Raw genomic sequence first — 25964 nt, 5'->3', positions numbered from 1 at the left:
GCAGTCAACTGGGCAATAAAAAACCGGCATCAGCCGGTTTTTTATTGGCTGCTGGTTCAGTCGTCGAAAAGACCGAAGGTCAGGCGGCTCCAGATTGAGCGTTTGGGCTGCTGTGGGGCACGGATCTCGCGGGGCAGCGAGGTTACCGCGTCCTGATACTGACGTTCCATTTCCCGTTCCATCTGGGTCTGGCCACTGCGACGGCTGGGTGGGGCGACCAGCTTGTTCAGTGAGCCCAGGGTCATGGTTTCGACCCAGCCTGCTTCGCGTTGTGCTGGCTGGACATGGTGGCGGAACTCGCCTGACTTAAGGCTGGGGTGATCCGGATAGTTGCTCTGCAGGGTCTGCAGGGCGGTATCGGCCAACTCGTCCATGGCCAGACGCCGGTAGCCTTCGACCATCAGTGCCAGGCCATCGGGTACCGAAGGCGTCTGTTGGAAGTTCTCGACGATATAGCGACCGCGGTTGGCGGCGGCGACATTGGCCCCGCGCTTGAGGTAGTAATGGCCAACGTGGGCATCGTAGGCGGCCAGCAGGTTGCGCAGATAGATCATGCGCAGGCGGGCATCCGGTGCGTAGCGGCTGTCGGGGTAGCGGCTGACCAGCTGGGCGAATTCGTTGAACGAGTCGCGGGCGGCACCCGGGTCGCGCCGGGTCATGTCCAGCGGCAGGAAGCGTTCGAAGATGCCGCGGTCACGGGTGAATGAAGCCAGGCCACGGATATAGTAGGCGTAGTCGACATCCGGGTGCTGCGGGTGCAGGCGGATGAAGCGGTCGGCCGAGGCGCGAGCGGCTTCCGGCTCCAGGTTCTGGTAGTAGGCGTAGATCAGCTCAAGCTGCGCCTGCTCGGCAAACCGGCCAAACGGATAGCGTGACTCCAGGGCCCGGAGTTTTTCGATTGCCGGGCCGTAGTTGTTGGCATTCAGATCCTGCTGGGCCATCACGTAGAGCTCTGATTCGCTCAGCGACTCGTCGAGCACGCCCCGTTTGGAGGAGCAGGCGACCAGCAGAGACAACATAGCGACCAGCAGAAGATGTTTCATCGACATAGCATGATTCCGGAGGGATGGCCCGAGCTGTGAAGCTAGGGAACGTCCTGTTATAGTTGGCGCTTCTTGGGAATCGCTGAAAAACTACCTGCGTTGGCAATACTGCGTTAAAAACAGCCTCAAAATGCTCATTTACACCGAGTAAACTGCGCTTTTTCGGCTGTTTTTGCCTTGTCTTGCCTGCCTCGTCTACGTTTTTCAGAGGTTCCCTTGCATATCCAGGTGGTCGATCTCGACCAGCCTGTGAACCGAGCCCGTATTTAACCACAGCGCGGTGGTGAAACCAAAAGGGAATACAAGCCCGTAAACCCCGTGTAGTAATGAGTCCCGCATGTCCGAACGCATTCGTCTATCCGCCCAGGTGGCACCCGAACAAGGTGGTCAACGCCTTGACCAGATTGCCGCCCAGTTGTTCCCCGATCATTCGCGTTCTCGCCTGCAAGGCTGGATCAAGGATGGCAGCCTGACCGTCGATGGCCGTTCGCTGCGCCCGCGTGACACTCTGTATGGTGGTGAGCAACTGGAACTGGATGCCGAACGTGAGGTGCAGGGCGACTGGCAGCCCGAGGCTATCGAGCTGGCTGTGGTCTACGAGGATGACAGCCTGTTGGTGATCAACAAGCCTGCCGGGCTGGTGGTGCATCCGGCTGCCGGGCACCAGGATGGCACGTTGCTCAATGCCCTGCTGCATCACGCACCACAGCTGGCCACGGTACCCCGGGCCGGGATTGTCCACCGGTTGGACAAGGACACCACCGGCCTGATGGTGGTGGCCAAGACACTGGAGGCGCAGACCGATCTGGTGGCCCAGCTCCAGGCCCGGACTGTAACCCGCGAATACGAATGTGTGGTGGTCGGGGTGATGACTGCCGGCGGTAAGGTCGATGCTCCTATTGCCCGGCATGGCGTCAACCGGCAGAAAATGGCGGTGGTCGCTGATGGCAAACCAGCTGTCAGTCATTATCGGGTGATCCGGCGGTTTCGTGCGCATACTCATGTGCGGGTTAAGCTGGAGACCGGTCGTACCCACCAGATTCGTGTGCACATGAGTCATATCCATTTTCCGCTGGTCGGCGATCAGACCTATGCCGGGCGGCTGCGGATTCCGCCGGGCGCCAGTCCTGAGCTGGTCAAACTGCTGCGTGAGTTTCCGCGTCAGGCATTGCATGCCCGGCGTCTGGAACTGGAGCACCCGCTCGATGGTCGATTGATGAGCTGGGAGGTTCCATTGCCCCGGGACATGATTGAATTGCTGACGCTGCTGCGTGAAGACGGTGAACTCGACGAATGACCAAGGATATCTTGACTGCCAAATGGCCGGCACCAAGGCAGGTGCGTACCTGTATCACCACCCGACTGGGGGGTGACAGCCTGGCCCCGTGGAATAGTTTCAATCTGGCTACCCATGTTGGGGATGACCCTGCGCATGTGGCTGCCAATCGCCAGCGCCTGCAGGCTGCGTTGGGCTGTCAGCCGGCGTGGCTGGAGCAGACCCACAGTACCCGGGTGGTCAGGGCCGATCCTGCGGTTGTTGCTGATGCCGATGCCAGCTGGACCGATCAGCCGGGCATTGCCTGTGCGGTGCTGACCGCCGACTGCCTGCCGGTATTATTGTGTGATCAGTCCGGCAACCGGGTTGCGGCGGCGCATGCCGGTTGGCGTGGGCTGGCCGATGGGGTGCTGGAAGCGACGGTGCAGGCCATGGGCTGTGCACCAGAATCGCTGATGGCCTGGTTGGGGCCGGCAATCGGACCACAGGTGTTCGAGGTGGGGGAAGAGGTTTTTGAAGCCTTTACGGCAACTGATGAGTCTGCCGTACAGGCGTTCGAGCCGACCGAGCGCGAAGACCACTACCTGGCGGATATCTATCAGCTTGCCCGCCTGCGGCTCAAGCGCCTGGGGGTGCAGCATCTGTATGGCGGCGGCCTGTGCACGGTCAGCGATGCGCAACGATTCTATTCCTATCGACGTGATGGTCAGACCGGGCGGATGGCTTCGCTGATTTGGCTCGAGCCGACAAACATTTGACTCCAGTCAACATTGTGTGGCTTGAAAGAGCAATAATCGTCCCTATCTAGTGATCATTGACATTGATCGGGCCCGACTCGGGGCCATGCAGATAGGACAAGTCCATGCGTATTGACCGTTTGACCAGCAAACTCCAGGTCGCCCTGTCCGACGCCCAGTCGTTGGCGGTCGGTCGCGACCATAATCAAATTGACCCGTTGCATCTGATGCTGGCGTTGATCGACCAGCAGGGCGGCTCGATCCGTCCGTTGCTGATGCAGACCGGCTTCGACATCAATCATCTCAAGCAGGAGTTGGGCAAGGCGCTCGACAAGCTGGCCACGGTGAGCAATCCGACTGGTGATGTGACTCTGTCGCAGGAGCTGGCACGGCTGCTGAACAAGGCCGATAGCCTGGCGCAAAAACGTGGCGACCAGTTTATTTCCAGTGAGCTGGTACTGCTGGCGGCGATGGATGACAGCACCACTCTGGGCAAGCTGCTGCTGGGTCAGGGGGTATCGAAAAAGGCCCTGGAAAACGCCATCAACAACCTGCGCGGTGGCGAAGCGGTCAACGACCCGAATGCCGAGGAGTCGCGCCAGGCGCTGGACAAGTACTGCGTCGACATGACCAAGCGGGCCGAGGACGGCAAGCTCGATCCGGTGATCGGTCGTGATGACGAAATCCGCCGCACCATTCAGGTCCTGCAGCGCCGGACCAAGAACAACCCGGTGCTGATCGGTGAGCCCGGCGTGGGCAAGACCGCGATTGTCGAGGGGCTGGCCCAGCGCATCATTAATGGCGAAGTGCCTGATGGCCTCAAGGACAAGCGTCTGCTGGCGCTGGACATGGGCGCGCTGATCGCCGGGGCCAAGTTCCGTGGCGAGTTCGAGGAACGTCTCAAGGCTGTGCTCAACGAGCTGTCCAAGCAGGAAGGTCGGATCATCCTGTTCATTGACGAGCTGCACACCATGGTTGGGGCCGGTAAGGCCGAGGGTGCCATGGATGCCGGCAACATGCTCAAACCAGCACTGGCCCGGGGTGAGTTGCACTGCGTGGGTGCCACCACCCTTGATGAGTACCGCCAGTACATCGAGAAGGATGCCGCGCTGGAGCGCCGGTTCCAGAAGGTGCTGGTCGATGAGCCGAGCGAGGAAGATACCATCGCCATCCTGCGTGGTCTCAAAGAGCGCTACGAAGTGCACCACGGCGTGACCATCACCGATGGCGCGATCATTGCCGCAGCCAAGCTCAGTCACCGCTATATCACCGATCGCCAACTGCCGGACAAGGCCATTGACCTGATCGACGAAGCAGCCAGTCGCATCCGCATGGAAATCGACTCCAAGCCGGAGGAGCTGGACCGCCTGGATCGGCGTCTGATTCAGCTCAAGATCGAGCGCGAAGCGCTGAAGAAGGAAGATGACGAGGCGACCAAAAAGCGTCTGGCCAAGTTGGAAGAAGACATCGCCAAGCTCGAGCGCGAGTACGCCGATCTGGAAGATATCTGGAAATCCGAGAAAGCCGAGGTGCAGGGGTCGGCGCAGATCCAGCAGAAGATTGAGCAGGCCCGGACCGAGCTGGAGCTGGCCCGGCGCAAGGGTGATCTCAACCGCATGGCTGAGTTGCAGTACGGGGTGATCCCGGACCTGGAGCGCAGCCTGCAGATGGTCGATGCCCATGGCAAGAGCGAGAACCAGTTGCTGCGCAGCAAGGTCACCGACGAGGAAATCGCCGAAGTGGTGTCCAAGTGGACCGGCATTCCGGTGAGCAAGATGCTCGAAGGCGAGCGCGACAAGCTGCTGCGTATGGAAGACGCTCTGCACAAGCGGGTGGTCGGTCAGCACGAGGCAGTGGTCGCGGTGGCCAATGCGGTGCGCCGCTCGCGTGCAGGCCTGAGCGACCCGAATCGCCCGAGCGGCTCATTCCTGTTCCTTGGTCCGACCGGGGTGGGCAAGACCGAGCTGTGTAAGGCGCTTGCCGAGTTCTTGTTCGATACCGAAGAGGCGATGGTGCGTATCGACATGTCCGAGTTCATGGAGAAGCACTCGGTGGCTCGTCTGATCGGTGCGCCTCCGGGTTACGTCGGCTATGAAGAGGGTGGCTATCTGACCGAGGCGGTGCGGCGTAAGCCCTACTCGGTGATTCTCATGGATGAGGTCGAGAAGGCCCATCCGGATGTGTTCAACGTGCTGCTGCAGGTACTGGAGGATGGTCGCCTGACCGATAGTCAGGGGCATACTGTCGACTTCAAAAACAGTGTGGTGGTCATGACCTCCAACCTGGGCTCGGCCCAGATTCAGGATCTGGCTGGCGATCCCGAGGCGCAAAAGGCAGCGGTGATGGATGCGGTCAGCAGTCACTTCCGTCCCGAATTCATCAACCGGATTGATGAGGTGGTAGTGTTCGATCCGCTCGGCAAGGAGCAGATCGGCGGCATTGCCGAGATCCAGTTGCAGCGCCTGCGCCAGCGTCTGGCCGAGCGCGAGCTGAATCTGGAGCTTTCAGGTGAGGCGCTGGATAAGCTGATTGCCGTCGGCTACGACCCGGTCTATGGCGCTCGGCCGCTCAAGCGGGCGATTCAGCGTTGGATCGAGAACCCGCTGGCACAGCGCATTCTGGCCGGTGATTTCGAGCCGGGTGCGCTGATCAAGGTCGGGGTTGAAGGCGAGCAGTTCGTGTTCGGCCAGTGAGTTTTGCCGGGCGTGCTAGGACGCACCGACTAAATCAGTTGCGGATCCTCTCGGCGGGTTGCACAGAGATTGGAGCCTGATCTGGGTAGCGTCCGCGCCTGAGCGATGCCGCGACAATTGGATCAACACCGACATTGGTGTAATCAGTGTCTCCCTAGACCACGCCGGCAGTGCGCAGTCGGGCCAGGGCTGCAGCGTCGTAGCCCAGGGTCTTGAGCAGTTCTTCGGTATGCTCGCCCAGCTCTGGTCCGCGCCATTCGCTTGAGCCCGGGGTCGCCGACAGTTTGGGTACGATGCCGGGCATCTTGAACGGCTTGCCATCCGGCAGTTGGGCGTCAATGAACATGTCACGGGCGAGAAACTGCGGGTCCTTGAACATGTCGGCTACCGAGTAAATCTGGCTGGCCGGTACTTCGGCTGCGTTCAAGAGATTGAGCGCCTGATCCTGCGGCAGGCTCGCGGCCCAGGCGTCAATCAGTGCATAGAGCTCGTCACGCCGGGCATCACGCCCGGCATTGTCGGCCAGGCTCGGGTCGTCGGCCAGGTCGTTGCGGCCGATGGCGCGCATGAAACGCTGGAAGATCGCATCGCCGTTGGCGCCAATCTGAATCGCCTTGCCGTCGGCGCAGGTATGGATCGAGGATGGGGTGATGCCGGGCATGATATTGCCACTGCGCTCGCGGATAAAACCCAGTACGTCGAACTCCGGGACCAGGCTCTCCATCATCGCGAACACCGCCTCATACAGGGCTACATCCACAACCTGACCCTGGCCACCGTTGACTTCACGGTGACGCAGCGCCATCAGCGCGCCAATCACGCCCCACAAGGCGGCAATCGAGTCGCCGATGGAGATGCCGGTGCGTACCGGCGGGCGATCCTCGAATCCGGTGATGTAGCGCAGTCCGCCCATCGATTCACCCACCGCACCAAAGCCCGGCTGATCTTTCAGCGGGCCGCTCTGGCCGAAGCCGGACAGCCGGACCATCACCAGTCCTGGATTCAGTGCATGCAGAACGTCCCAGCTCAGCCCGAGCTTTTCCAGGGTGCCGGGGCGAAAGTTCTCGATCAGGATGTCGGCGTCGGCCAGCAGTCGCTTGAGAATCTCGATGCCTTCGGCCTGTTTGAGGTTGAGGGTCAGTGAGCGCTTGTTGCGGGCCTGGACGAACCACCACAGCGAGGTGCCCTCGTACAGCTTGCGCCATTTGCGCAGCGGGTCGCCGCCATCGGGCGATTCGACCTTGATCACCTCGGCGCCGAACTCGGCGCAGATTCGGGCGGCGAAGGGGCCGGCGATCAGGGTGCCGAGTTCGACGACCTTGAGGCCTGAAAGGGGCTTGCTGGGCATGCGCTCTCCTGGTGATGTGAGCATGATGACGGTCAGACACTACTGAGCTGTGATGCTTCGCGCAACCGCAATGCATTCTGGTCTGGGTGATAGCACTGGGCCAGAGTGCGACCGGGTTGGCGGATTTGGGGCTTTGCCTTGTGGTTGCGCTGTTGTTTAATAGTTGGGCGGCACTGGATGCGCCCGTCAGCAGGAAATGGAATTCTTCTCCCTCCGAGTGATTCTCACCCTGTTCATGTCGATGCTCAGCCCTCTGCTTGTAGGAGCGTTGGCTCGTGCCCGTTTATTTTTTGATTTATTACATGTGATGTGTTGATTTGTTACATGTAATAAATTAGGGTGACTTCATGGAAAAGAAATCGTCCGCCCATTACCAACGTTTGTACCGCCAGCGCCTGCGTGAGCAGGGGTTGGTCAAGAAGGAAGTCTGGATTCTGCCGGAGCACACGGCACAGCTTTTGGCATTTGAAAGGAAATTGCGCCAGCCCGATTCGAAGCTGGTTCCGCAGGAGAAGGAGGAAGGAATGAGCATGCAGCAGATATGGACTGCCCAGGGGTTGTTCGAAGCCTTGTCCGCCACCGAGCTGTTCTCGGGCGGCCAGGCCAGCATTGAGCTGATCGATGGCAGTGATCCCAGCTTGCACCTGACCATGCATGAATACGGCGATTTGCCGTTGTTTCTGGCAGTGTTCGGTGAGCAGATCGTGGTGGAAGGGCTGCTTTGGCCGGCGTCGGATGTCGAGAATGCAGTGGCCTTCAACGAAGAGGTGCTGCGCACCCATAAACTGTTCCCGCTTTCGAGTATCGGTCTGGAAACTCTGGCTGACGGCAGCCTGTGCTACACCATGTTCGGTGCTCTGAGCTCGGCTTCGACGCTCTCGGATGTGGTGTTCGAGATTGAGTTGCTGGCCGATAACGTGATCAAGGCCACGGAAGCCTATGAAGGCTTTCTCAAGGCCGGTGTCTGAGGAGACAAGCGAATGAATGTCTGGAGCAAATTGCTGACAGCGGTACGTGGCGGCGTGCATGAGGCCGGTGAGGCGGTAGTCGATAGTCAGGCACTGCGGATCCTCGATCAGGAAATTCGCGATGCCGATCAGGAACTGCATCGCTCGCGTGAAGCCTTGGCCGGGATCATGGCCAAGCAGAAGCTGGCTGCCGAGCAGGTGGCCAAGCTGCAGGCCAAGGTGGCCGAATATGAACAGTATGCGCTCAAGGCCCTGGATGCCGGCAACGAGGCGCTGGCCCGTGAAGTGGCAGAAAAGATCGCCAACCTGGAAGTTTCTCTCAATAGCGAGCGTGAGCAGGCGGATGCCTTTACTGCCAGTGTGGCGCAGTTGCGCAAGGCGGTCAGCCAGGCCGAAAGCAATATCAAGCGACTGAAGCAGCAGGCCGATACCATCAAGGCGACTGAAAGCGTACACAAGGCGCAGTTGGCGGTCTCGCAGCGCTATGGTGGCTCGCAGGCCAAGATGCATACCGCGCTGGAGTCACTCGAGCGGATCAAGCGCAAGCAGGCCGAACGTGGTGCTCGCATGGAAGCCGCAGCTGAACTGGCTGCCGAGGCCGATGTTGATCAGGCGCTGGACCAGAAACTGCGTGAGGCCGGTATCGTTGCCGAGAGCGGCAGTGCCGACAGCGTATTGGCGCGTCTGAAGGGCAAGGCCGGTAACTGACCGGATAGAAACTGGCCAGCCAGGCCGACACTGACAGGGATGTAGTTGCTCATGGAGCTGTTTTTTCAGACCTCAATGACCTTTCCGGTGGTATTGCTCAGCTTTGTGCTGTGTCTGGCCATTCTTTACTGGCTGGTTGTAGCTCTGGGGCTGCTGGATATCGATCTGCTCGACAGCGCCAGTGACGGGGGGCTGCAGGCCGAAGGGTTGGGCGGGCTGCTGCTCAAGCTTGGGCTGGGTGGCGTGCCGGTCACATTGCTGATTACCCTGTTGGTGTTTTTCGCCTGGCTGTTCTGCTACTTCGCCGAACTGCTGGTTCTGCGTTTCCTGCCTTTGGGCATCCTGCGTTACCCCCTTGGGCTGGTGGTTCTGATTGCCGCCCTGATGCTGGCCGCACCGGTGGTGCGTGTCGTGATTTACCCCCTGCGTCCCTTGTTTCAGCGTCTGCTGGCCAATACCACGTCGTCGCTGTTGGGGCGGACCGTGGTCGTGCGCAGCCCGCGGGTCACCGCGATGCAGGGCGAAGCGCTGCTGGAAGATGGTGGGGCGGGGCTGATTTTGCGGATTCGGGCTGATGAGTCGCTGGGCTACAAGCGCGGCGACCGTCTGGTACTGCTGGAGTACCTGGAGCCCGAGCACGCCTATCGAGTCATTACCGAGGACGAGTTCAACGGTCACTGAGCACCCGGCGCAAGGGTGCGCCCAGGGCCTTTTATCAAAGGAGATTGATTGCAATGAATCTGGCAATGTTCATGCCTTTTCTGATTGGCGTAGGTATTTTCTTCCTGCTGATCGTGGGCTTTTTCGTACTGTTCCAGGCCTTCTATATCAAGGTGCCGCAGGGAACCGCGCTGATCGTCAACGATATGTCGTCGACGCCCAAGGTGCATTTCACCGGTGCTTTGGTCTATCCGGTGATCTACAAAAAGGAGTTCATGAAGATCTCGCTGCTGACGCTCGAGGTCGATCGGCGCGGCAAGGACGGCCTGATCTGTATGGACAACCTGCGCGCCGACATTACCGTGGCCTTCTATCTGCGAGTTAACGAAACCCAGCAAGATGTGCTCAAGGTGGCCAAGGCTATTGGTGTCGAACGTGCCTCTGATCGCGCCGCAGTGAACGAGCTGTTCAATGCCAAATTTTCCGAAGCGCTGAAAACTGTGGGCAAGAAGTTCGACTTCGTCAGCCTGTTCGAGGAGCGGCAGAACTTCCGTGATCGGATTATCGAGGTGATCGGTAACGACCTTAACGGTTATGTGCTCGAAGACGTGGCGATCGACTATCTTGAGCAGACCCCCAAGGCTTCGCTCGATCCGCACAACATTCTCGACGCCGAGGGTATTCGCAAGATTACCGAACTGACGGCAGCCCAGAATGTGATCACTAATGAACTGGAGCGCAACGAGGAACTGGCGATCCAGAAAAAGAACGTTGAGACCCGCGAAGCGGCACTGTCGCTTGAGCGTCAGCAGGCTGATGCCGAGGCGCGGCAGAAGCGTGAGATTGAAACCATTCGCGCCCGCGAAGAGGCAGAGACCTTCAAGGTCCGCGAGGAGGAGCGCCTCAAGGCCGAGCAGGCACGCATCCAGACTCAGCAGGAGCTGGATATTCGCAACGAAAACCACCAGCGCGAAGTCGAGGTTGCTCAGCAGAATCGCCAGCGTGCAGTCGTGATCGAGGTTGAAAAGGTTGAGCGTGCCCGGTCTCTGGAAGTAGTGGCACGTGAGCGTGAAGTCGAACTGCAGCGCATCGAGAAGGAAAAGGCCCTGGAGGAAGAGCGCAAGGCGATTGCCGCAGTGATCCGCGAGCGGGTAGCGGTCGAGAAGACCGTAGCCCAGGAAGAAGAGCGGATCAAGGAAGTGCGCGAAGTCTCCGAGGCCGAGCGCCTCAAGCAGGTGGTGGTGCTCAACGCCCAGGCCGAAGCCGAGCAGGAGCTGGTGCGTCAGGTCAAGCAGGCCGAAGCCGACGAGACTCGTTCGCGGCACAAGGCAGTGGAAATCAACAACATGGCCCAGGCCGAGCTGGAAGCGGCGGCCAAGCAGGCCGAAGCCAAGAAGAAACTGGCCGAAGGTATTCAGGCCGAGCAGGCTGCCACTGGCCTGGCTGCTGCCAAGGTGCGGGAAATCACCGCAGCGGCTATGGAGAAGGAAGGTCTGGCCGAGGCCAAGGTGCTGGCCGAACAGATGGCCGCCGAGGCTCGTGGCGAGGAAGAAAAAGGCCTGGCAGCGGCACGGGTGACCGAAGCTCAGGCGCAGGCTCGCGAGAAGGAAGGCCTGACCGAAGCCAAGGTGTTGGAAGAGAAGCTCACTGCGCAGGCTCGTGGCGAAGAGCAGCTCGGTGTAGCCAAGGCGCGCGCCACCAAGGATCAGGGTCTGGCCGAAGCCGAAGTGCTGCTTGAGCGCTTCAATGCCGAAGCCGAGGGTCTGGGCAAGAAATTCGGTGCCCTGGACGCGCTCAGCGACACTGCCCGTCAGCACGAAGAGTTCCGCATGCAACTGGAGAAGGGCTTCGAGGAATCGATGGCCGCCATTGCCGCGAACAAGGATATTGCCAAGGATCAGGCCGAGGTACTGGCTACCGCACTGGGTCAGGCAAAAATCGAGATCGTTGGCGGCGAAGGCGACTTCTTCAACTCGTTTGCCAAGTCTCTGTCGGTTGGCAAGGCGATCGAAGGTGTGGTTGGCAAGAGTCCGGTGGTACAGGACGTATTGCAGCGATTGCTGGCCGGCAAGGCCACAACTCAGGCCAACGGCACTCCCGTGGCCAACGGCAGCCACGCCGCTGCCGGCAACTCCGGCGATATCTGATCCCGGACGTGTCGCTCCTGGCCCCGGCATACGCCGGGGCCTTGTCACCCATACACTTCTGAGCCAGGAAAAACAGGATGTCGGACGCGCAGGCGATCAGCCAGACACAGGACGTATTGGACAAGGCGGTGGCCGAAGGCGGGGCCTACGAGGTACTGCAGCGACGTCTGCAGGAGCAGGGGCGCCAGCTACGGCAGATTGCCGACAGTCTCAATCAGCAGCGCCAGGAGGAGTTCGGCAGCAGTCGCATGGAGGTGATCGGGCGGGTCAGGATCCGTACCGAAAACAACTGCACTGCCCGCGATATCGTACAGGTCGGCGACTGCCTGCTGTTCGGTTACAACGTCTTTCTCGGCCTGAAAAAGGAAACCCGCGTCGAGGACGTTTTCTCGCTCTATCGGCTGAGTGCGCAGGATGAAGGTTATGAGGCCGAGCAGGTTGCTCTGGCTGGCAGCTTCCTGGCCGAGCCGGGGTTCGTCAACGATTTCAACGAACTTTATACCTATTACAAGAACACTCATCTGCTGCAATTGCTGGTGCGTGACGGCAAGTTGCTGGCGTGCTTCCAGATCGGTGACCGGGTCAGCGACGTGCGAGTGTTCCGCTGGTCGATATCGGTTGATGGCAAGCAGGTACGCTATATCGACAACCGTGGTGAGCGGGATATTTCTCTGCCCGGACGCTACGATTTCGAGTGGCAGAAGACCGACCGTGAGATGGTGGTCAGTGGCCGCCATCCGCACGTCAATATTCTCGATAGCGTGTTCATCGAAACTCTCGGCGGCAACCTGACCATCAAGGTTGAGAATAATACCGAAGATGGTCTGGGCATCTACCGCGAAGCGGTGCTCGACAAGACCCAGTCGCTGGATGACGCGGAGATCGAATACGCCAGGCTCGGCAGCCTGATTCTGCTCAAGGTGTTGCCCTACCGCGAAGAGCAGTGGCGCTATCTGGTCTTCAATACCCTGACCCGACAGGTCGAGCGCATCGACGCCATTGGTCTGGCCTGTGTGCAACTGCCGGAAGACCACGGGATTATCTTTCCCGGCGGCTACTATCTGCAGAACGGTGAACACAAGGCCTTCGACCAATCGATGCAGGGCATGCGCTTCAAGCGGGCGGTGCGTTCACCCAATGGTGAGGATGTGCAGTACATCTTCTACCATCCCGAGCAAGGGCGCTCGGCGCTGTTCACCTACAACATGATCAGTCGTGAGCTGCAGAACCCGATTTTTGGCCATGGCTATGCCCGGCTCGAGGATGGCCGCATGGTCATCTTCGCTGCCGAGGGCGATGAGCCGACCCGTATCCATCCGATGCAGATCTGGCAAACGCCGTTCTGCTCCGACGAGTTCGCCGCTCGCCAGCCGCAACGCAGTGGTTTCTTCGGCCGTATCGGCAACCCCGAGCTGGTTCGCGGAATTTCCGAACTGCTCAACCTGAGCCGCGAGATCGACAGTTCTGAGGTGTCGATTCAGCGCTATACGCAACTGTGTATCAATACCCGGCGGCTGTTCGATGCCTATCACTGGCTGGATGACCCACACTGTCAGGGTCTTGCATCGGTACTGCACGAGATTGCCGCCACCGGTGAACTGGTACTTGATGAGTTCGAGAAGGTTGAAAGCATTCGTCAGCAGTCGGCCCGGGCAATGGCTGAGGCCGAGACGCGTTTCCGGACCCTCAATGAGAGTCTGCGCAGCGATGACTGGAAGCAGGTGCAGGATTACGTCGCTGCGCTCAATGGCATCAATGCCTTGCGTGGTCAGTTGCTGACGATTCGTGACTACCGCTATATCGATGTCGCCCGCATCGATGAGATGGAACAGCAACTGCTCGAATCCCAGGAGCGGGTTGCCGCCGCCACTGCTGCGTTTCTTGCCAGTGATGCCGCCCTGCAGCCCTATGCCGAGGCGTTGCAGGAGCACGACCAGCAGGCCCGTGAGGCTGTCAGCGTGGCGCAATTGCGCGAGCATCTCGAGGCATTCGAGACGATGGCGACCGATCTCGACATGCTGTCGGGGCTGATGGCCTCTCTGCAGATCGATGATGCCACCCAGCGTACCGCGATCGTCGAGTCAATCTCTGAGGTCTATGCCCGGCTCAATCAGGCCCGGGCGCGGGCGGATCAACAGCGTCGCAGTCTGGGCTCAGCCGAGCAGGTGGCACAGTTCGGGGCCCAGTTCCGGCTGTTCAGTCAGGGCATTACCAGTGCGCTGGGGCAGGCTCGTGACCCGGAGCGCTGTGATGAGCAACTGTCGCGCTTGCTGGTGCAGCTAGAGGAACTGGAAAGCCGATTTGGTGATCACGAGGAGTTTCTCGGCGATATCCTGGCCAAGCGTGAAGAGTTGCTGGAAACCTTCGAGACCCATCGCCAGGCTCTGGTCGATGAGCGCCAGCGTCGGGCTCAGGGCTTGCTGGATGCGGCGTTGCGGATTATCGACAGCCTTGGCCGGCGTACCGCGCGTTTTACCCAGGCCGATGAGCTGAACGCATTCTTTGCCTCCGATCCACTGATTCTCAAGTTGCGTGAGCTGACCGAGCGCTTGCGCGAGCTGCAGGATAACGTCAAGGCTGATGATGTCGAAGCCCGGCTCAAGCAAGCCAGGGATCAGGCCGTGCGGGGGCTGCGCGACAAGAGTGAGCTGTTCGAGGACGGCGGCAATATCATTCGCCTGGGGCCGCGTCATCGCTTCAGCGTCAATACCCAGGAACTCGATCTGACGCTGATGCCGCGCGGCGATCACCTGCATTTGCATCTGACCGGCACTGACTTTCTGGAGCCGTTGGTCCACCCCGAACTCGAGCAGTTGCGTGAGTTCTGGCAGGTAGCGCTGGAGTCTGAATCGGCACAACTGTATCGCGCCGAATACCTGGCCGGTGAGCTGCTGGCGGCTGCCGAAGCGGGTGAGCACGGTCTGAGCCTGGAACTGTTGCATGGGCAATTGCTGGACCCCGAGCAACTGGTCCGGACCTTGCGCGATTTCGCCACCCCGCGCTACCGCGAAGGTTATGAGAAAGGTATCCACGATCATGATGCCGCACTGATTCTGGCGCAGTTGTTGCCGCTGCGAGATAGCGCTGGTTTGCTGCGCTTCTCGCCGCAGGCGCGGGGCCAGGCGGTGTTCTTCTGGAGCCAGTGCAGCCAGGATGAGGCCTCTGCCCACTGGCCGCAGCGTGCTCGCAGCGCGCTGCATATCCGTCAGTTGTTCGGCCCTGATGACGGTTTGCGGCAACTGCAGCAGGAAGTGCTCCAGAGCTTGCGTCAGTGGTGCGAGGAGCAGGGGCTGGAGACAGCCGAGCAAGGGCTCGGCGAGGCGGCCGAGTATCTGGTGTTGGTGCTGGCTGGCGAGTCGCACGAATGGCTGTTCAGCAAGTATGCCGAACATCTGCTCGAAGGCTTGCGCCAACGACTTGAGCAAGCCGCCATCTGGGATGACTATCAGCAGGCGCTGGCGCGTCTGGATGGCCGGCCGGGGGCGCGCTGGTGGCTGGTGGACAACTGGTTGCGCGGGCTCTGTCAGGCCCCCGAGTATGCGGGGCTGGCAGCCTACATTCCGGAGGCCGTCGCCCTGGCACTGCTCGCTGACGGGCTGACTACACGGATAACCGAGGTTGACCTGCAGTTTCGGGTTGAGCAACTGCTGGGCGAGCACCCGCGTATCAGTCAGGGCTGTATGGACCTGGCGGTGGACGACTTCTTTGCTCGGCTGCGCTATCACCGCGAGCGTTTCCTGCCTGGTTTGCGCCGCTACCAGAGCCTGCGTCAGGCGGTGATCCAGCAGCAGCGCGATGACTTGCGGCTGTCCGAGTTCAAGCCCAGACCGCTTAGTTCCTTTGTACGCAACAAGCTGATCAACGATGTCTATCTTGGGGTAATCGGTGACAACCTGGCCAAGCAGATGGGCACCGCCGGAGAGAACCGGCGTTCGGATCTGACTGGCTTGTTGATGCTGATTTCACCGCCCGGTTATGGCAAGACCACCTTGATGGAGTACGTGGCCCATCGCCTGGGCCTGGTATTCATGAAAATCAATGGACCGTCGCTGGGGCATGAAGTGCGTTCGCTGGACCCGGCCCAGGCCCCGGATGCGACCTCGGCGCAGGAACTGGTCAAACTCAACCTGGCGTTGGAAATGGGCAACAACGTCATGCTCTATGTCGACGACATCCAGCATACCCATCCGGAGTTTCTGCAGAAATTCATTTCCCTGTGTGATGGCACTCGGCGTATCGAAGGGGTATGGAAAGGACGCACGCGCACCTATGACATGCGTGGGCGCAAGTTCTGTGTGGTAATGGCCGGTAACCCCTATACCGAATCCGGTGAGGTATTCAAGATTCCCGACATGCTGGCCAACCGCGCCGACATCTACAACCTTGGTGACACCCTGGGCGGTATGCAGGAGGTGTTCGCACTCAGTTACATCGAGAACAGTTTGACCTCCAGCCCGGTGCTGGCACCGTTGGCAACTCGCGACATGCAGGATGTCTATCGGTTTGTTGCCAAGGCTGAAGGCAAGCCGTTCTCCAGCAATGAACTGAGTCACAGCTACAGCACCGCCGAGATCAACGAGATCGTGGCTACCCTGGAGCGGATGATGCAGGTGCGTGATGTGGTGTTCCGGGTCAATCAGCAGTACATCGCCAGTGCTGCCCAGGATGATCGCTACCGTACCGAGCCGGCATTCCGCCTGCAGGGCAGTTACCGCAACATGAACAAGCTGGCGGAGAAGATTTCGCCGGTGATGAATGAGCAGGAGCTGCTGCAACTGATTGCCGATCATTATCAGGGGGAGGCTCAGTTGCTGACCACTGGGGCGGAGGAGAACCTGCTCAAACTGGCTGAACTGCGAGGTAACCTGACTTCGGAGCAGGCTGAGCGCTGGGCCAGGATCAAGGCCGACTTCATGCGCAACAAGGCCATGGGCGGCAGCGACGAGGATGTCGGCAATCGGGTAGTGGCGCAGTTGGTCAGCATTGTCGAACAGTTGCGAGCCCTCGGCCAGCCTGTCGAGCGAGAGCGCGGCTGAGCGCGTTGCGTTAGTCATACCACCCTCACTGCGGGGGTGGTTTTGCGCTACACTGGCCGCCCACCCAGTTCTGGATATGCATCTCATGGCTCTGCAAGCCACGCCTTATAAGATCAATCTCAACCTCAGTGACACCGATCGCGGGGTCTACGAAAATCTGCGCATGACCGTGGCGCGCCATCCTTCCGAAACCGAGCAGCGGCTGACGGTGCGGATTCTGGCCTACGCCCTCTGGTACAACGAAGCGCTGAGTTTTGGTCGCGGGTTGTCGGATACCGATGAGCCGGCTCTGTGGGAAAAAAGTCTGGATGGTCGGGTTATGCACTGGATTGAAGTGGGTTTGCCGGATGCAGACCGTCTGACCTGGTGTTCGCGGCGGGCCGAAAGGGTGTCATTGTTAGCCTATGGCAACACCCGGGTGTGGGCCAGCAAAGTGGGTTCGGCGGCGGCGATGCTCAAGAATCTGAGCATCGCGGTGGTTGAGCAGGAGCCGCTGGAGGCGCTGGCCACTGACTTGCCACGCAGTATCGACTGGGGGGTGATGATCAGTGACGGCGTTATCTATGTCAGCGATGCCCAGGCCCAGCATGAACTGAGTCTGGAATGGTTGCAGGGTGAGCGCTGAGGTTCTGATGCGTATCGAGTCCCGCCCGCTGCCCGAGCAGTTGCCTGACCTGGGTGAGCTGCCGCCGCTGTTGACCCGTCTGTATGCCGCCCGTGGTGTCTGCTCCGCGGCCGAACTCGATCGGCGTTTGCAGGCCTTGTTGCCATATTCCCTGCTCAAGGGCATTGAGGCGGCGGTGGCGCTGTTGCAGCAGGCACTGGAGCAGCGTCAGTCGCTGCTGATTGTCGGCGACTTCGATGCCGATGGCGCCACCGCCAGCAGCGTAGCGGTACTGGCGCTACGGGCGTTGGGTGCGGCGCGGGTCGATTACCTGGTGCCCAACCGGTTCGAGTATGGCTATGGTCTGACCCCGGAAATCGTCGCCGTGGCCCGGCAATATCAGCCCGACGTGCTGGTGACCGTGGACAACGGCATCTCCAGTATCGACGGGGTAGCGGCAGCACGGGCCGCCGGAATGCGGGTGCTGGTCACTGATCATCACTTGCCGGCCGAACAACTGCCGGCAGCCGACGCCATCGTCAATCCCAATCAGCCAGGTTGTGAATTCCCCAGCAAGGGAATTGCCGGGGTCGGGGTGATCTTCTATGTGATGCTGGCATTGCGCGCGGCATTGCGCGAATCGGGTTGGTTCACTGAGCGGCCCGAGCCGAATCTGGGCGAGTTGCTTGATCTGGTGGCACTGGGCACAGTGGCTGATGTGGTGCCGCTGGATGCCAATAACCGGATTCTGGTACATCAGGGGCTGGCGCGGATCCGCGCCGGTCGCTGTCGGCCAGGTATCCGCGCGCTGCTGGAGGTGGCTGGGCGGCCGATGGGGCGGCTGAGCTCCAGCGATCTTGGTTTCATTCTCGGGCCACGGCTCAATGCCGCCGGACGTCTGGACGACATGAGCCTGGGCATTGAGTGCCTGTTGACCGAGTCCGAGGACCAGGCCCGGGAAATGGCCCGTGAACTGGATAGCCTCAACCGCGAACGCAAAAGCATCGAGCGTGAGATGCAGCAGCAGGCGCTGGCTACTCTGGAGGCGATGAGTCTGGATGCCGAGCAACTGCCATTTGGGCTGTGCCTGTTCGACCCGGACTGGCACCAGGGCGTGATCGGCATTCTTGCCTCACGGCTCAAGGACCGTTATCACCGTCCGGTGATTGCCTTTGCTGATGCCGGTAATGATGACATCAAGGGCTCGGCCCGTTCGGTAGCCGGGCTGCATATTCGTGATGCGCTGGATGCGGTGGCGGCGCACAACCCCGGTCTGATCAGCAAGTTCGGCGGCCATGCCATGGCGGCTGGGTTGTCCTTGCCCAGGGCCCACTTCGAGACGTTTCGGGCGGCCTTCGATGCCGAGGTCCGGCGTCAGCTCAGCGCCGAGGACCTGAGTGGCCGGCTGCTGTCTGACGGCGAACTGACGGTCAGCGAATTCCGGCTCGAACTGGCCGCGCAACTGCGCGAAGCCGGCCCCTGGGGGCAGCACTTTCCCGAGCCGGGCTTTCATGGTGAATTTCAATTGATCCAGCAGCGGCTGGTTGGCGAGCGCCACCTGAAAATGGTGCTGCAACCGCCAGGCAGCACCGAAGTGCTGGATGCGATTGCCTTCAATATTGATCCTCAAGTCTGGCCCAATCCGCGCATTCAGCGAGTACGTCTGGCCTATAGCCTGGATATCAACGAGTACCGTGGGCGTCAGAGTTTGCAGCTGGTAGTCAGGTTTCTGCAGCCACTTTAGGGAACCGCCGAAAAACTAGCTGCGTTGGCAATACGGCGTTAAAAACGGCCTCGATCGCGAGCCCGGTCAAAATGCTCATTTACACCACGTAAATTGCGCTTTTTCGGCCGTTTTTGCCTTGTCTTGCCTGCCTCGCTTACGTTTTTCAGCGGTCCCCCGGTCCAACCCCGCCAAGTCATTTGCGTCCCCGGGGATGTGTGCCACGCTTAAAGTAAAACAATACGCGTGGTGAACCATGAATCCTGGCGCGAGCAGTTACGATTACATCATTGTGGGGGCCGGTCCGGCGGGTTGCCTGCTGGCCAACCGTCTGTCTGCCCAGGCAGACAAGCGGGTGCTGCTGCTGGAAGCTGGCGGCCGCGATGACTATCCCTGGATTCATATCCCTGTTGGTTACCTGTACTGCATCGGCAACCCTCGCACCGATTGGTGCTATCAGACCGAGCCTGAGCCGGGGTTGGGCGGTCGTAGTCTGGGCTATCCGCGCGGTCGGGTGTTGGGTGGCTGCTCGTCGATCAATGGCATGATCTACATGCGTGGTCAGGCGCGTGACTATGACAGCTGGGCAGCGGCCGGGAACCCCGGCTGGAGCTGGCAGGAGGTGCTACCGCTATTCAAACGCAGTGAAAGTCATTTTGCTGGGGCCAGTGAGGTGCATGGCGGTGACGGCGAATGGCGGGTGGAAAATCAGCGGCTGCACTGGACCTTGCTCGATGACTTTCAACGGGCCGCCGCCCAGTGTGGCATCCCGCCGGTAGACGACTTCAACCGCGGCGATAACGAGGGTTGCGGCTATTTTCAGGTCAATCAGCGCAGTGGCGTGCGCTGGAATGCTGCCAAGGCCTTTCTGCAACCGGTCCGCAAACGCGCCAACCTGACCGTGCTGACCGCAGCCGAGGCGCTTTACCTGAACTTCAGCGGGCGGCGGGTCAAGGGCCTGAGTGTGCGCTGGCATGATCAGGTGCTTGATCTGGAGTGTCGGGGTGAAGTCATTCTCTGTGCCGGCGCCATAGGTTCGCCAGCGCTGTTGCAGCGCTCCGGGGTTGGCCCTCGGGGGCTGCTTGAGTCGCTCGGGGTGCCGGTGCATCATGTCCTGCCGGGCGTTGGTGAAAACCTGCAGGATCACCTGCAATTGCGCCTGATCTATCAGGTCAGCAATGCCCTGACCCTCAATCAATTGGCCGCCAGTTGGCATGGCAAGCTGAGTATGGCACTGCGTTATGCCTTCAAGCGTAGCGGCCCGTTGGCCATGGCGCCGAGTCAGTTAGGTGCCTTTGCCCGTTCTGATCCGCAGCAGCCGGCGGCCAATCTGGAGTTTCATGTGCAGCCGTTATCGCTGGAGCGTTTTGGTGAGCCGTTGCACCGGTTCCCGGCGTTCACTGCCTCGGTGTGTGATCTGCATCCACACAGCCGTGGGCATGTGCGGATCGCCAGTCACGACCCGGCCCAGGCACCGCTGATCCAGCCCAACTATCTGAGTCATCCGGAGGATCTGCGTACTGCGGTGGCGGCAATTCGCCTGGCCCGACGTATTGTGGCAGCTCCGGCGCTGCAGCCATACCAGCCACAGGAGTACAAGCCGGGGCCGGCCTATCAGACTGATGAGGAGCTGGCGGCGGCGGCCGCGCTGATCGGTACGACGATTTTTCATCCGGTCGGCACCTGTGCCATGGGCAGTGGTCCCGATGCGGTGGTCGATCATCAGCTTCGGGTACATGGCTTGAGCGGGCTGCGGGTGGCGGATGCGTCGATCATGCCGAGTATTACCTCGGGCAATACCTGCTCGCCAACCTTGATGATCGCTGAAAAGCTGGCGCAACTGATGATCGGATAATCGGGTGGAATCTTGACTTGGGCCAATGCGTCGACAAGGCTGTCGAGGTGCAATTGAGGCTAGCTTGCACTTATGGAGACTGATGATGGATCAACCGCAAAGCTCCCGGCCATGGCATGCCCAGCCGGTTGAGCAGGTCTATGACACGCTGAACTGCACATCGTCGGGTCTGAGTCCGCCAGAGGTGGCTGAACGGCTCGCTCGGTATGGTGAGAATCGCCTGCCTGGGGTCAAGCCACGGCCACTATGGCGGCGCTTGCTGGCCCAGTTCCAACATGTGCTGATTTACATTCTGCTGGTGGCGGCGACAGTCACTGCGGTGCTCGGGCACTGGCTGGATACCAGTGTGATTCTGGCTGTAGTGGTGTTGCAGGCGGTAGTCGGGTTTATCCAGGAAGGGCGGGCCGAGCAGGCATTGGCTGCCATTCGCCACATGCTGGCGCCCAAGGCCACGGTCTGGCGTAAGGGGGAACGTCAGCGAATCGATGCCGCCGAACTGGTGCCGGGTGACCTGTTGCTGCTTGAGGCCGGTGACCGGGTGGCGGCTGATGTACGCCTGGATCAGGTACATGGGCTCAAGGTTGATGAGGCGCTGCTGACCGGGGAGTCGGTGGCGGTGGACAAGTCGGTTGAAGCCCAGGCCGAAGATGCGCCCTTGGGGGATCGGCTGGGCATGGCCTATTCCGGCACTTTGGTGCGGGCCGGTACGGCCAGGGGGATTGTCGTGGCCACCGGTGAAACGACCGAAATCGGCCGCATTTCCGGGTTGCTGGATACCCTCACGGTGCTGCAGACACCGCTGCTTGAGCAGATGAACCGGTTTGCCAAGTACCTGTCGCTGGTCATTGTGCTGGCTGGTGCCATGGTGTTTATCGCTGGCTGGCTGTTCGGTAGCCGGCCGCCGGTCGAGCTGTTCATGGCGGTGGTGGCGCTGACCGTGGCAGCCATTCCCGAGGGGTTGCCGGCGATCCTGACCATTACCCTGGCGATTGGCGTACGACGCATGGCCACCCGCCAGGCGGTAGTGCGGCGCATGCCGGTGATTGAAACCCTGGGCGCGGTTTCGGTGATCTGCTCGGACAAGACCGGCACATTGACCCGCAATGAGATGATGGTCGCGGCGGTGGTGTTGGCTGGGCGTGAATATCCGGTCAGCGGTGACGGTTACATCGTTGATGGCCGGATTGGCGACGTTGCCGCTGAACCGCCGGCGCCATTGCTGGAGCCGTTGGCTCAGGCGGCGGTGCTGTGCAATGACGCGCAGCTGGAGCATAAGGGCGACCAGATTCAAGTGCTCGGGGATCCGATGGAAGGGGCCTTGCTGGTGCTGGCGGCCAAGGCCGGTCTGGATACCAAGGCCTGTTCCGGGCAGTGGCCGCGGGTCGATGAAATACCTTTCGATGCCGATCTGCGCTATATGGCCACCTTGCACCATGACCACCAGGGTCATGGCGTGATTCTGCTCAAGGGCGCTCCGGAGCGATTGCTGACGTTGTGCGATAGCCAACTGGACGAACAGGGCGGTGTCCAGCCGCTGCGGCCTGAACAATGGCTGCAGCAGGTTGAGATACTGGCGGAGCAGGGCCTGCGAGTGCTGGCTTTGGCACGCAAGCCGGTAGCGGCCAGCCAGGTGGTGCTGGCCAGTGACGATTTGGCCAGTGGTGTACAGTTGATCGGGATCGTTGGGTTGATGGATCCGCCGCGCCAGGAAGCCATGGAAGCCATAGCCGAGTGTCATCAGGCCGGGGTTCGGGTCAAGATGATTACTGGCGACCATGCCCTGACTGCCCGGGCGATTGCCGCGCGTCTGGGGTTGCGCAATACCGAACGGGTTGCCACCGGGCAGGAGCTGGATGGGTTGGACGATCAGCAATTGCTGGCTCTGGCTCAGGAGGTCGACGTGTTCGCCCGGACCAGCCCGGAGCACAAGCTGAGACTGGTTCAGGCCCTGCAGTCAGCCCACGGAGTGGTGGCGATGACTGGGGATGGGGTCAACGATGCACCAGCACTCAAGCGCGCCGATGTTGGTATCGCTATGGGCGTCAAGGGGTCGGAAGCGGCCCGTGAGGCATCCGATATTGTGCTGCTCGACGATAATTTTGCCAGCATTGCCGCGGCGGTGCGAGAAGGGCGGACGGTCTACGCCAACCTGAAAAAGGCCATCAGTTTCCTGTTGCCGATCAATGGCGGTGAGGCGGCCAGCCTGGTGGTGGCGTTGTTGATTGGCCTGACGTTGCCGATCACCGCCTTGCAGATTCTCTGGGTCAACCTGGTCAGTTCGGTGGTCCTGGCCATGGGCCTGGCCTTTGAGCCTGCCGAACCGGATGTGATGCGCAAGCCGCCGCGCTCGGCCAGGGCTGCATTCCTCGACAGTTTCCTGGTCTGGCGTATCGTGCTGGTCTCGCTGCTGTTTCTTGGCGGGATCTTCGCCACCTTCCAGTGGGCGTTGCATGCCGGTCTGGGTGAGGGTGCGGCGCGCACGCTGGCGGTCAACACCCTGGTGGCGATGGAGGTGTTCTATCTGTTTGCTGTGCGTTATCTGGACAGCCCGGCGTTGACACTGCGTGGAGTGCTCGGTACGCCGACGGTATGGATTGTGGTGCTGGCGGTCACGGCGTTGCAATTGGCCTTCACTTATAGTTCACCGATGCAGGCGCTGTTCGCAACCGAAAGCCTGGGCCTGTGGCCATTGATCCTGGCACCTCTGGCCGGGGTTGTGGTGTTGCTGGTGCTGGAATTGGAGAAGCGCGTTCGTCGACCAGACCCTAGAACGGGGGATTGACGGAGTCGATATGAATGGGGTGTGATAGCCCTTTGCCAAAGTCGAGACTGCAATACGTCAGTCGACAGCGTTAAGTGGAGCATGGGGGCATGCTCTTGGCGGGGGGAGCCTGGGTAGTGCCTGACCTGAAAAAACGCCTGGAGGAAATGCAGCGCAGCCTCGGGTTGAACGCGGCTGAGCTGCAGCGACGCATGCGTTTGCTGATGCTGGAGGAGGGTGATCAGGCCGAACTGACCCCTTATCTGGCCGAGCTCGATACCATGCATCAGCGTTGTGTTGAGGCCCTGCATGAGCACCTTCAGGGCTTTGATTCGCCAGCTGCGCAGTTTGCCAGGCCCGGACTACTGGTGCGCCTGAAAGAGCATCAACTGCGTTATTACGGACAGTTGTTGCGTGGCCCTTATGACTTGCAGTATGCCCGTTTGCGCATTCTGGTGGGGTTGACCCATGAGCGTGAACAGGTCGAATCCAAGTGGTATCTGGGCGCCTATCATTTTTATCTGAACTTTATGCATCGGGCATTGTTTGGCCAATGGCCGGATCAGCCTGAGCTGGCTGCGCGACTGTATCGTGGGCTGATGAAGGCGGTGTTCTTCGACATGACCCTGGCGGTCGATACCTATGCAGCCGCCAGCCGACTGGCGCTGGAAGACAGTGAAGCGCGTTATGCGCGAGCTGTGCGAGGGGCCAACGACGGGCTTTGGGAATGGCATGTAGATGATGATCGCCTGCAATTATCCGAGCGCTGGCTGCAGATGCTGGGGCTGGATGCCGTTACCGCACCGGCTACCCTGCATGCCTGGTCCGAGCGCATGCCGGAAAACCATCGACAGGCTTTTGCCGCGGCAGTGACCGAGCATCTGGAAGGGCGCCAACCGTTCCTGCATATTGAATGTCAGGTCCGTGATCGCTGGGACCGCCTAGTCTGGGTCCTGATCCGCGGGTTGCTGTCGGTGGATCAGCATGGCGAACGCCTGCTGGCCGGCTCGCAGTCGGATATAACCCTGCGTAAGAGCACTGAGCAGGAACTGGCCCATGCCACTTTGCATGACCCTTTGACTGGCTTGCCCAATCGGCAGCGCATGAATGAACTGCTGTTGCAGGCTTTGCAGCGCCAGGCCAAGCCCGGTGCCCGTTATGCCGCCGTACTGTTCATTGACCTGGACCGTTTCAAGCTGATCAATGACAGCCTGGGGCACCAGATAGGCGATCAGGTGCTGGTACAGGTGGCGAACCGGATCGAGCGCTGTATCCGCCCAGGTGATCACCTGTGCCGCTTTGGCGGAGACGAGTTTGTGGTGCTGCTGGATGACATGGCCCGGGCGGCGGATGCCGAGCACGTGGCCAAGCGGATCATGAGCAGCCTGCATTATCCGCTGATCGCTGGTGGTCGGCGGCTGAATATCAGCGCCAGTATCGGGGTGGCTCCGCTCAAAGGCCAGGATCAGCAGCAGGATGCCCTGCGCGAGGCTGACCTGGCATTGTATCGAGCCAAGGCGTTCGGCAAGTCGCAACTGGCGCTGTTCAACGAGACGCTGCAACAGGAAGTGCATCAACGCTTGAATCTGGAAACCGCGCTGAGCGAGGCGCTGGGACGGGGCCAGTTCGAACTGTTCTATCAGCCCATCGTCAAGGTTACCGCTGGACGTTCGCGGGTGATCGGGGTAGAAGCCTTGCTGCGCTGGTGGCAGGGCGAGGTGCTGGTGGCGCCGGATGAGTTCATTCCTGTGCTGGAAGAGACCGGTGACATCGTCAAGGTTGGCGAGTGGGTGCTGCGTCAGGCCTGCACCCAGGTGCAAACCTGGCAGACCCACGGATACCCTGGGCTGCGCTGCTCGGTCAACCTGTCCAGCCGCCAATTGCTCGAGCAAGGGTTCGCCGAACGGGTGGCTCTGATCCTGGCCGAGACCGGCCTGCCGGCCAGCAGTTTGGTGCTGGAAATTACCGAAAGCCTGTTGATGCAGGATGGTCCACAGACCCTGGCGACGCTGCGTGAACTGGAGAGCATGGGGGTACGTATTGCCCTTGATGATTTTGGCACCGGCTTTTCTTCGCTGGGCTATCTGCACCGTTATCCGTTACATATCATCAAGGTCGACAAGAGCTTCGTGTCCATGGAACCGGATAACGAACGGCTCAAGGCTATCAGTCGGGCAATCATCGGATTGGGGCGGGGTCTGGAGATGGATGTGATTGCCGAGGGGATCGAAACCGCCGAGCAGATGGCGTTTCTCGATCAGGAAGGGTGTCACTTCGTTCAAGGCTACTGGTTCAGCCGACCGCAGTCTGCCCGACAGCTTGAGCCGGTGCTGGCCAGTCTGGCCGGGTCCGTGGCAGGCGTCGACCGGCTGCGCCCGACCCTGATCAACTGATCAGGGTCGATC

At 60.5% G+C, this 25964-nt stretch carries 14 protein-coding genes and 1 pseudogene; 13 read left to right on the top strand and 2 right to left on the bottom strand.

Annotated elements, in window-relative coordinates; all coding sequences use genetic code 11:
* Positions 1 to 56: 56 nt before the first annotated feature.
* Complete coding sequence (locus BVH74_RS00575; protein WP_080048202.1) at positions 57 to 1049, bottom strand: outer membrane protein assembly factor BamD; 993 nt, start codon at positions 1047 to 1049, stop codon at positions 57 to 59.
* A gap of 331 nt (positions 1050 to 1380) precedes the next feature.
* Between BVH74_RS00575 and rluD the strand changes: the two genes are divergently transcribed.
* The 3 genes from rluD (at position 1381) to clpB (ending at position 5749) form a co-directional block, all read left to right on the top strand.
* On the top strand, positions 1381 to 2340 hold the full coding sequence (gene rluD / locus BVH74_RS00570) for a 23S rRNA pseudouridine(1911/1915/1917) synthase RluD (protein WP_080048201.1): 960 nt from the start codon (positions 1381 to 1383) through the stop codon (positions 2338 to 2340).
* Positions 2337 to 3077, top strand: coding sequence for a peptidoglycan editing factor PgeF (gene pgeF, locus BVH74_RS00565; RefSeq protein ID WP_080048200.1), 741 nt, complete (start codon positions 2337 to 2339; stop codon positions 3075 to 3077). Before rluD ends, pgeF begins: the two co-directional genes overlap by 4 nt.
* A gap of 104 nt (positions 3078 to 3181) precedes the next feature.
* Entirely contained in the window at positions 3182 to 5749 is a 2568-nt protein-coding gene (clpB, locus tag BVH74_RS00560; RefSeq protein ID WP_080048199.1) for an ATP-dependent chaperone ClpB, read from the top strand.
* 154 nt (positions 5750 to 5903) lie between these two features.
* On the opposite strand, the gene BVH74_RS00555 is transcribed toward clpB, so the two are convergent.
* Positions 5904 to 7121, bottom strand: a complete 1218-nt coding sequence (locus tag BVH74_RS00555) for a CaiB/BaiF CoA transferase family protein (protein WP_155121666.1) — start codon at positions 7119 to 7121, stop codon at positions 5904 to 5906.
* 323 nt (positions 7122 to 7444) lie between these two features.
* Here BVH74_RS00555 and bacA point away from each other — a divergent pair, with 323 nt between their 5' ends.
* From bacA to BVH74_RS00505, 10 genes and pseudogenes are all read left to right on the top strand, one after another.
* A complete protein-coding gene (gene bacA / locus BVH74_RS00550; protein ID WP_080048197.1) occupies positions 7445 to 8065 on the top strand; it encodes a biofilm formation regulator BacA in 621 nt (206 codons plus the stop codon).
* A 12-nt stretch (positions 8066 to 8077) separates the two neighbouring features.
* Positions 8078 to 8773, top strand: coding sequence for a PspA/IM30 family protein (locus tag BVH74_RS00545; RefSeq protein WP_080048196.1), 696 nt, complete (start codon positions 8078 to 8080; stop codon positions 8771 to 8773).
* A gap of 51 nt (positions 8774 to 8824) precedes the next feature.
* Positions 8825 to 9454, top strand: a complete 630-nt coding sequence (locus BVH74_RS00540; protein ID WP_080048194.1) for a hypothetical protein — start codon at positions 8825 to 8827, stop codon at positions 9452 to 9454.
* 53 nt (positions 9455 to 9507) lie between these two features.
* A complete protein-coding gene (locus BVH74_RS00535) occupies positions 9508 to 11580 on the top strand; it encodes a flotillin family protein (RefSeq protein WP_080048193.1) in 2073 nt (690 codons plus the stop codon).
* A gap of 77 nt (positions 11581 to 11657) precedes the next feature.
* A pseudogene (locus BVH74_RS00530) lies at positions 11658 to 16601 on the top strand (DNA repair ATPase); the annotation flags it as partial.
* A gap of 100 nt (positions 16602 to 16701) precedes the next feature.
* Positions 16702 to 17241, top strand: coding sequence for a YaeQ family protein (locus tag BVH74_RS00525; protein WP_080048191.1), 540 nt, complete (start codon positions 16702 to 16704; stop codon positions 17239 to 17241).
* A gap of 7 nt (positions 17242 to 17248) precedes the next feature.
* Positions 17249 to 18964, top strand: a complete 1716-nt coding sequence (recJ, locus tag BVH74_RS00520) for a single-stranded-DNA-specific exonuclease RecJ (RefSeq protein WP_080051570.1) — start codon at positions 17249 to 17251, stop codon at positions 18962 to 18964.
* A gap of 235 nt (positions 18965 to 19199) precedes the next feature.
* Entirely contained in the window at positions 19200 to 20798 is a 1599-nt protein-coding gene (locus tag BVH74_RS00515) for a GMC family oxidoreductase (RefSeq protein ID WP_080048190.1), read from the top strand.
* A gap of 82 nt (positions 20799 to 20880) precedes the next feature.
* Positions 20881 to 23580, top strand: a complete 2700-nt coding sequence (locus BVH74_RS00510; RefSeq protein ID WP_080048189.1) for a cation-translocating P-type ATPase — start codon at positions 20881 to 20883, stop codon at positions 23578 to 23580.
* A 116-nt stretch (positions 23581 to 23696) separates the two neighbouring features.
* Positions 23697 to 25952 carry a putative bifunctional diguanylate cyclase/phosphodiesterase gene (locus BVH74_RS00505; RefSeq protein WP_231705551.1) on the top strand — a complete coding sequence of 752 codons (2256 nt, stop codon included), beginning with the start codon at positions 23697 to 23699 and terminating at the stop codon, positions 25950 to 25952.
* Positions 25953 to 25964: the final 12 nt, after the last annotated feature.

The sequence above is a fragment of the Halopseudomonas phragmitis genome, assembly GCF_002056295.1.
GTDB classification, from domain to species: Bacteria; Pseudomonadota; Gammaproteobacteria; order Pseudomonadales; family Pseudomonadaceae; genus Halopseudomonas; species Halopseudomonas phragmitis.
Note: the sequence above shows the minus strand (reverse complement) of the source record. Positions and strands in the feature narration are given on the sequence as shown.

Coding starts and splice junctions, on each gene's coding strand:
- pgeF (WP_080048200.1), top strand. CDS start 2,337: ATGACCAAGGATATCTTGACTGCCAAATGGCCGGCACCAAGGCAGGTG.
- BVH74_RS00575 (WP_080048202.1), bottom strand. CDS start 1,049: ATGTCGATGAAACATCTTCTGCTGGTCGCTATGTTGTCTCTGCTGGTC.
- BVH74_RS00510 (WP_080048189.1), top strand. CDS start 20,881: ATGATGGATCAACCGCAAAGCTCCCGGCCATGGCATGCCCAGCCGGTT.
- BVH74_RS00555 (WP_155121666.1), bottom strand. CDS start 7,121: ATGCTCACATCACCAGGAGAGCGCATGCCCAGCAAGCCCCTTTCAGGC.
- BVH74_RS00525 (WP_080048191.1), top strand. CDS start 16,702: ATGGCTCTGCAAGCCACGCCTTATAAGATCAATCTCAACCTCAGTGAC.
- bacA (WP_080048197.1), top strand. CDS start 7,445: ATGGAAAAGAAATCGTCCGCCCATTACCAACGTTTGTACCGCCAGCGC.
- BVH74_RS00540 (WP_080048194.1), top strand. CDS start 8,825: ATGGAGCTGTTTTTTCAGACCTCAATGACCTTTCCGGTGGTATTGCTC.
- BVH74_RS00545 (WP_080048196.1), top strand. CDS start 8,078: ATGAATGTCTGGAGCAAATTGCTGACAGCGGTACGTGGCGGCGTGCAT.
- BVH74_RS00535 (WP_080048193.1), top strand. CDS start 9,508: ATGAATCTGGCAATGTTCATGCCTTTTCTGATTGGCGTAGGTATTTTC.
- rluD (WP_080048201.1), top strand. CDS start 1,381: ATGTCCGAACGCATTCGTCTATCCGCCCAGGTGGCACCCGAACAAGGT.
- recJ (WP_080051570.1), top strand. CDS start 17,249: ATGCGTATCGAGTCCCGCCCGCTGCCCGAGCAGTTGCCTGACCTGGGT.
- clpB (WP_080048199.1), top strand. CDS start 3,182: ATGCGTATTGACCGTTTGACCAGCAAACTCCAGGTCGCCCTGTCCGAC.
- BVH74_RS00515 (WP_080048190.1), top strand. CDS start 19,200: ATGAATCCTGGCGCGAGCAGTTACGATTACATCATTGTGGGGGCCGGT.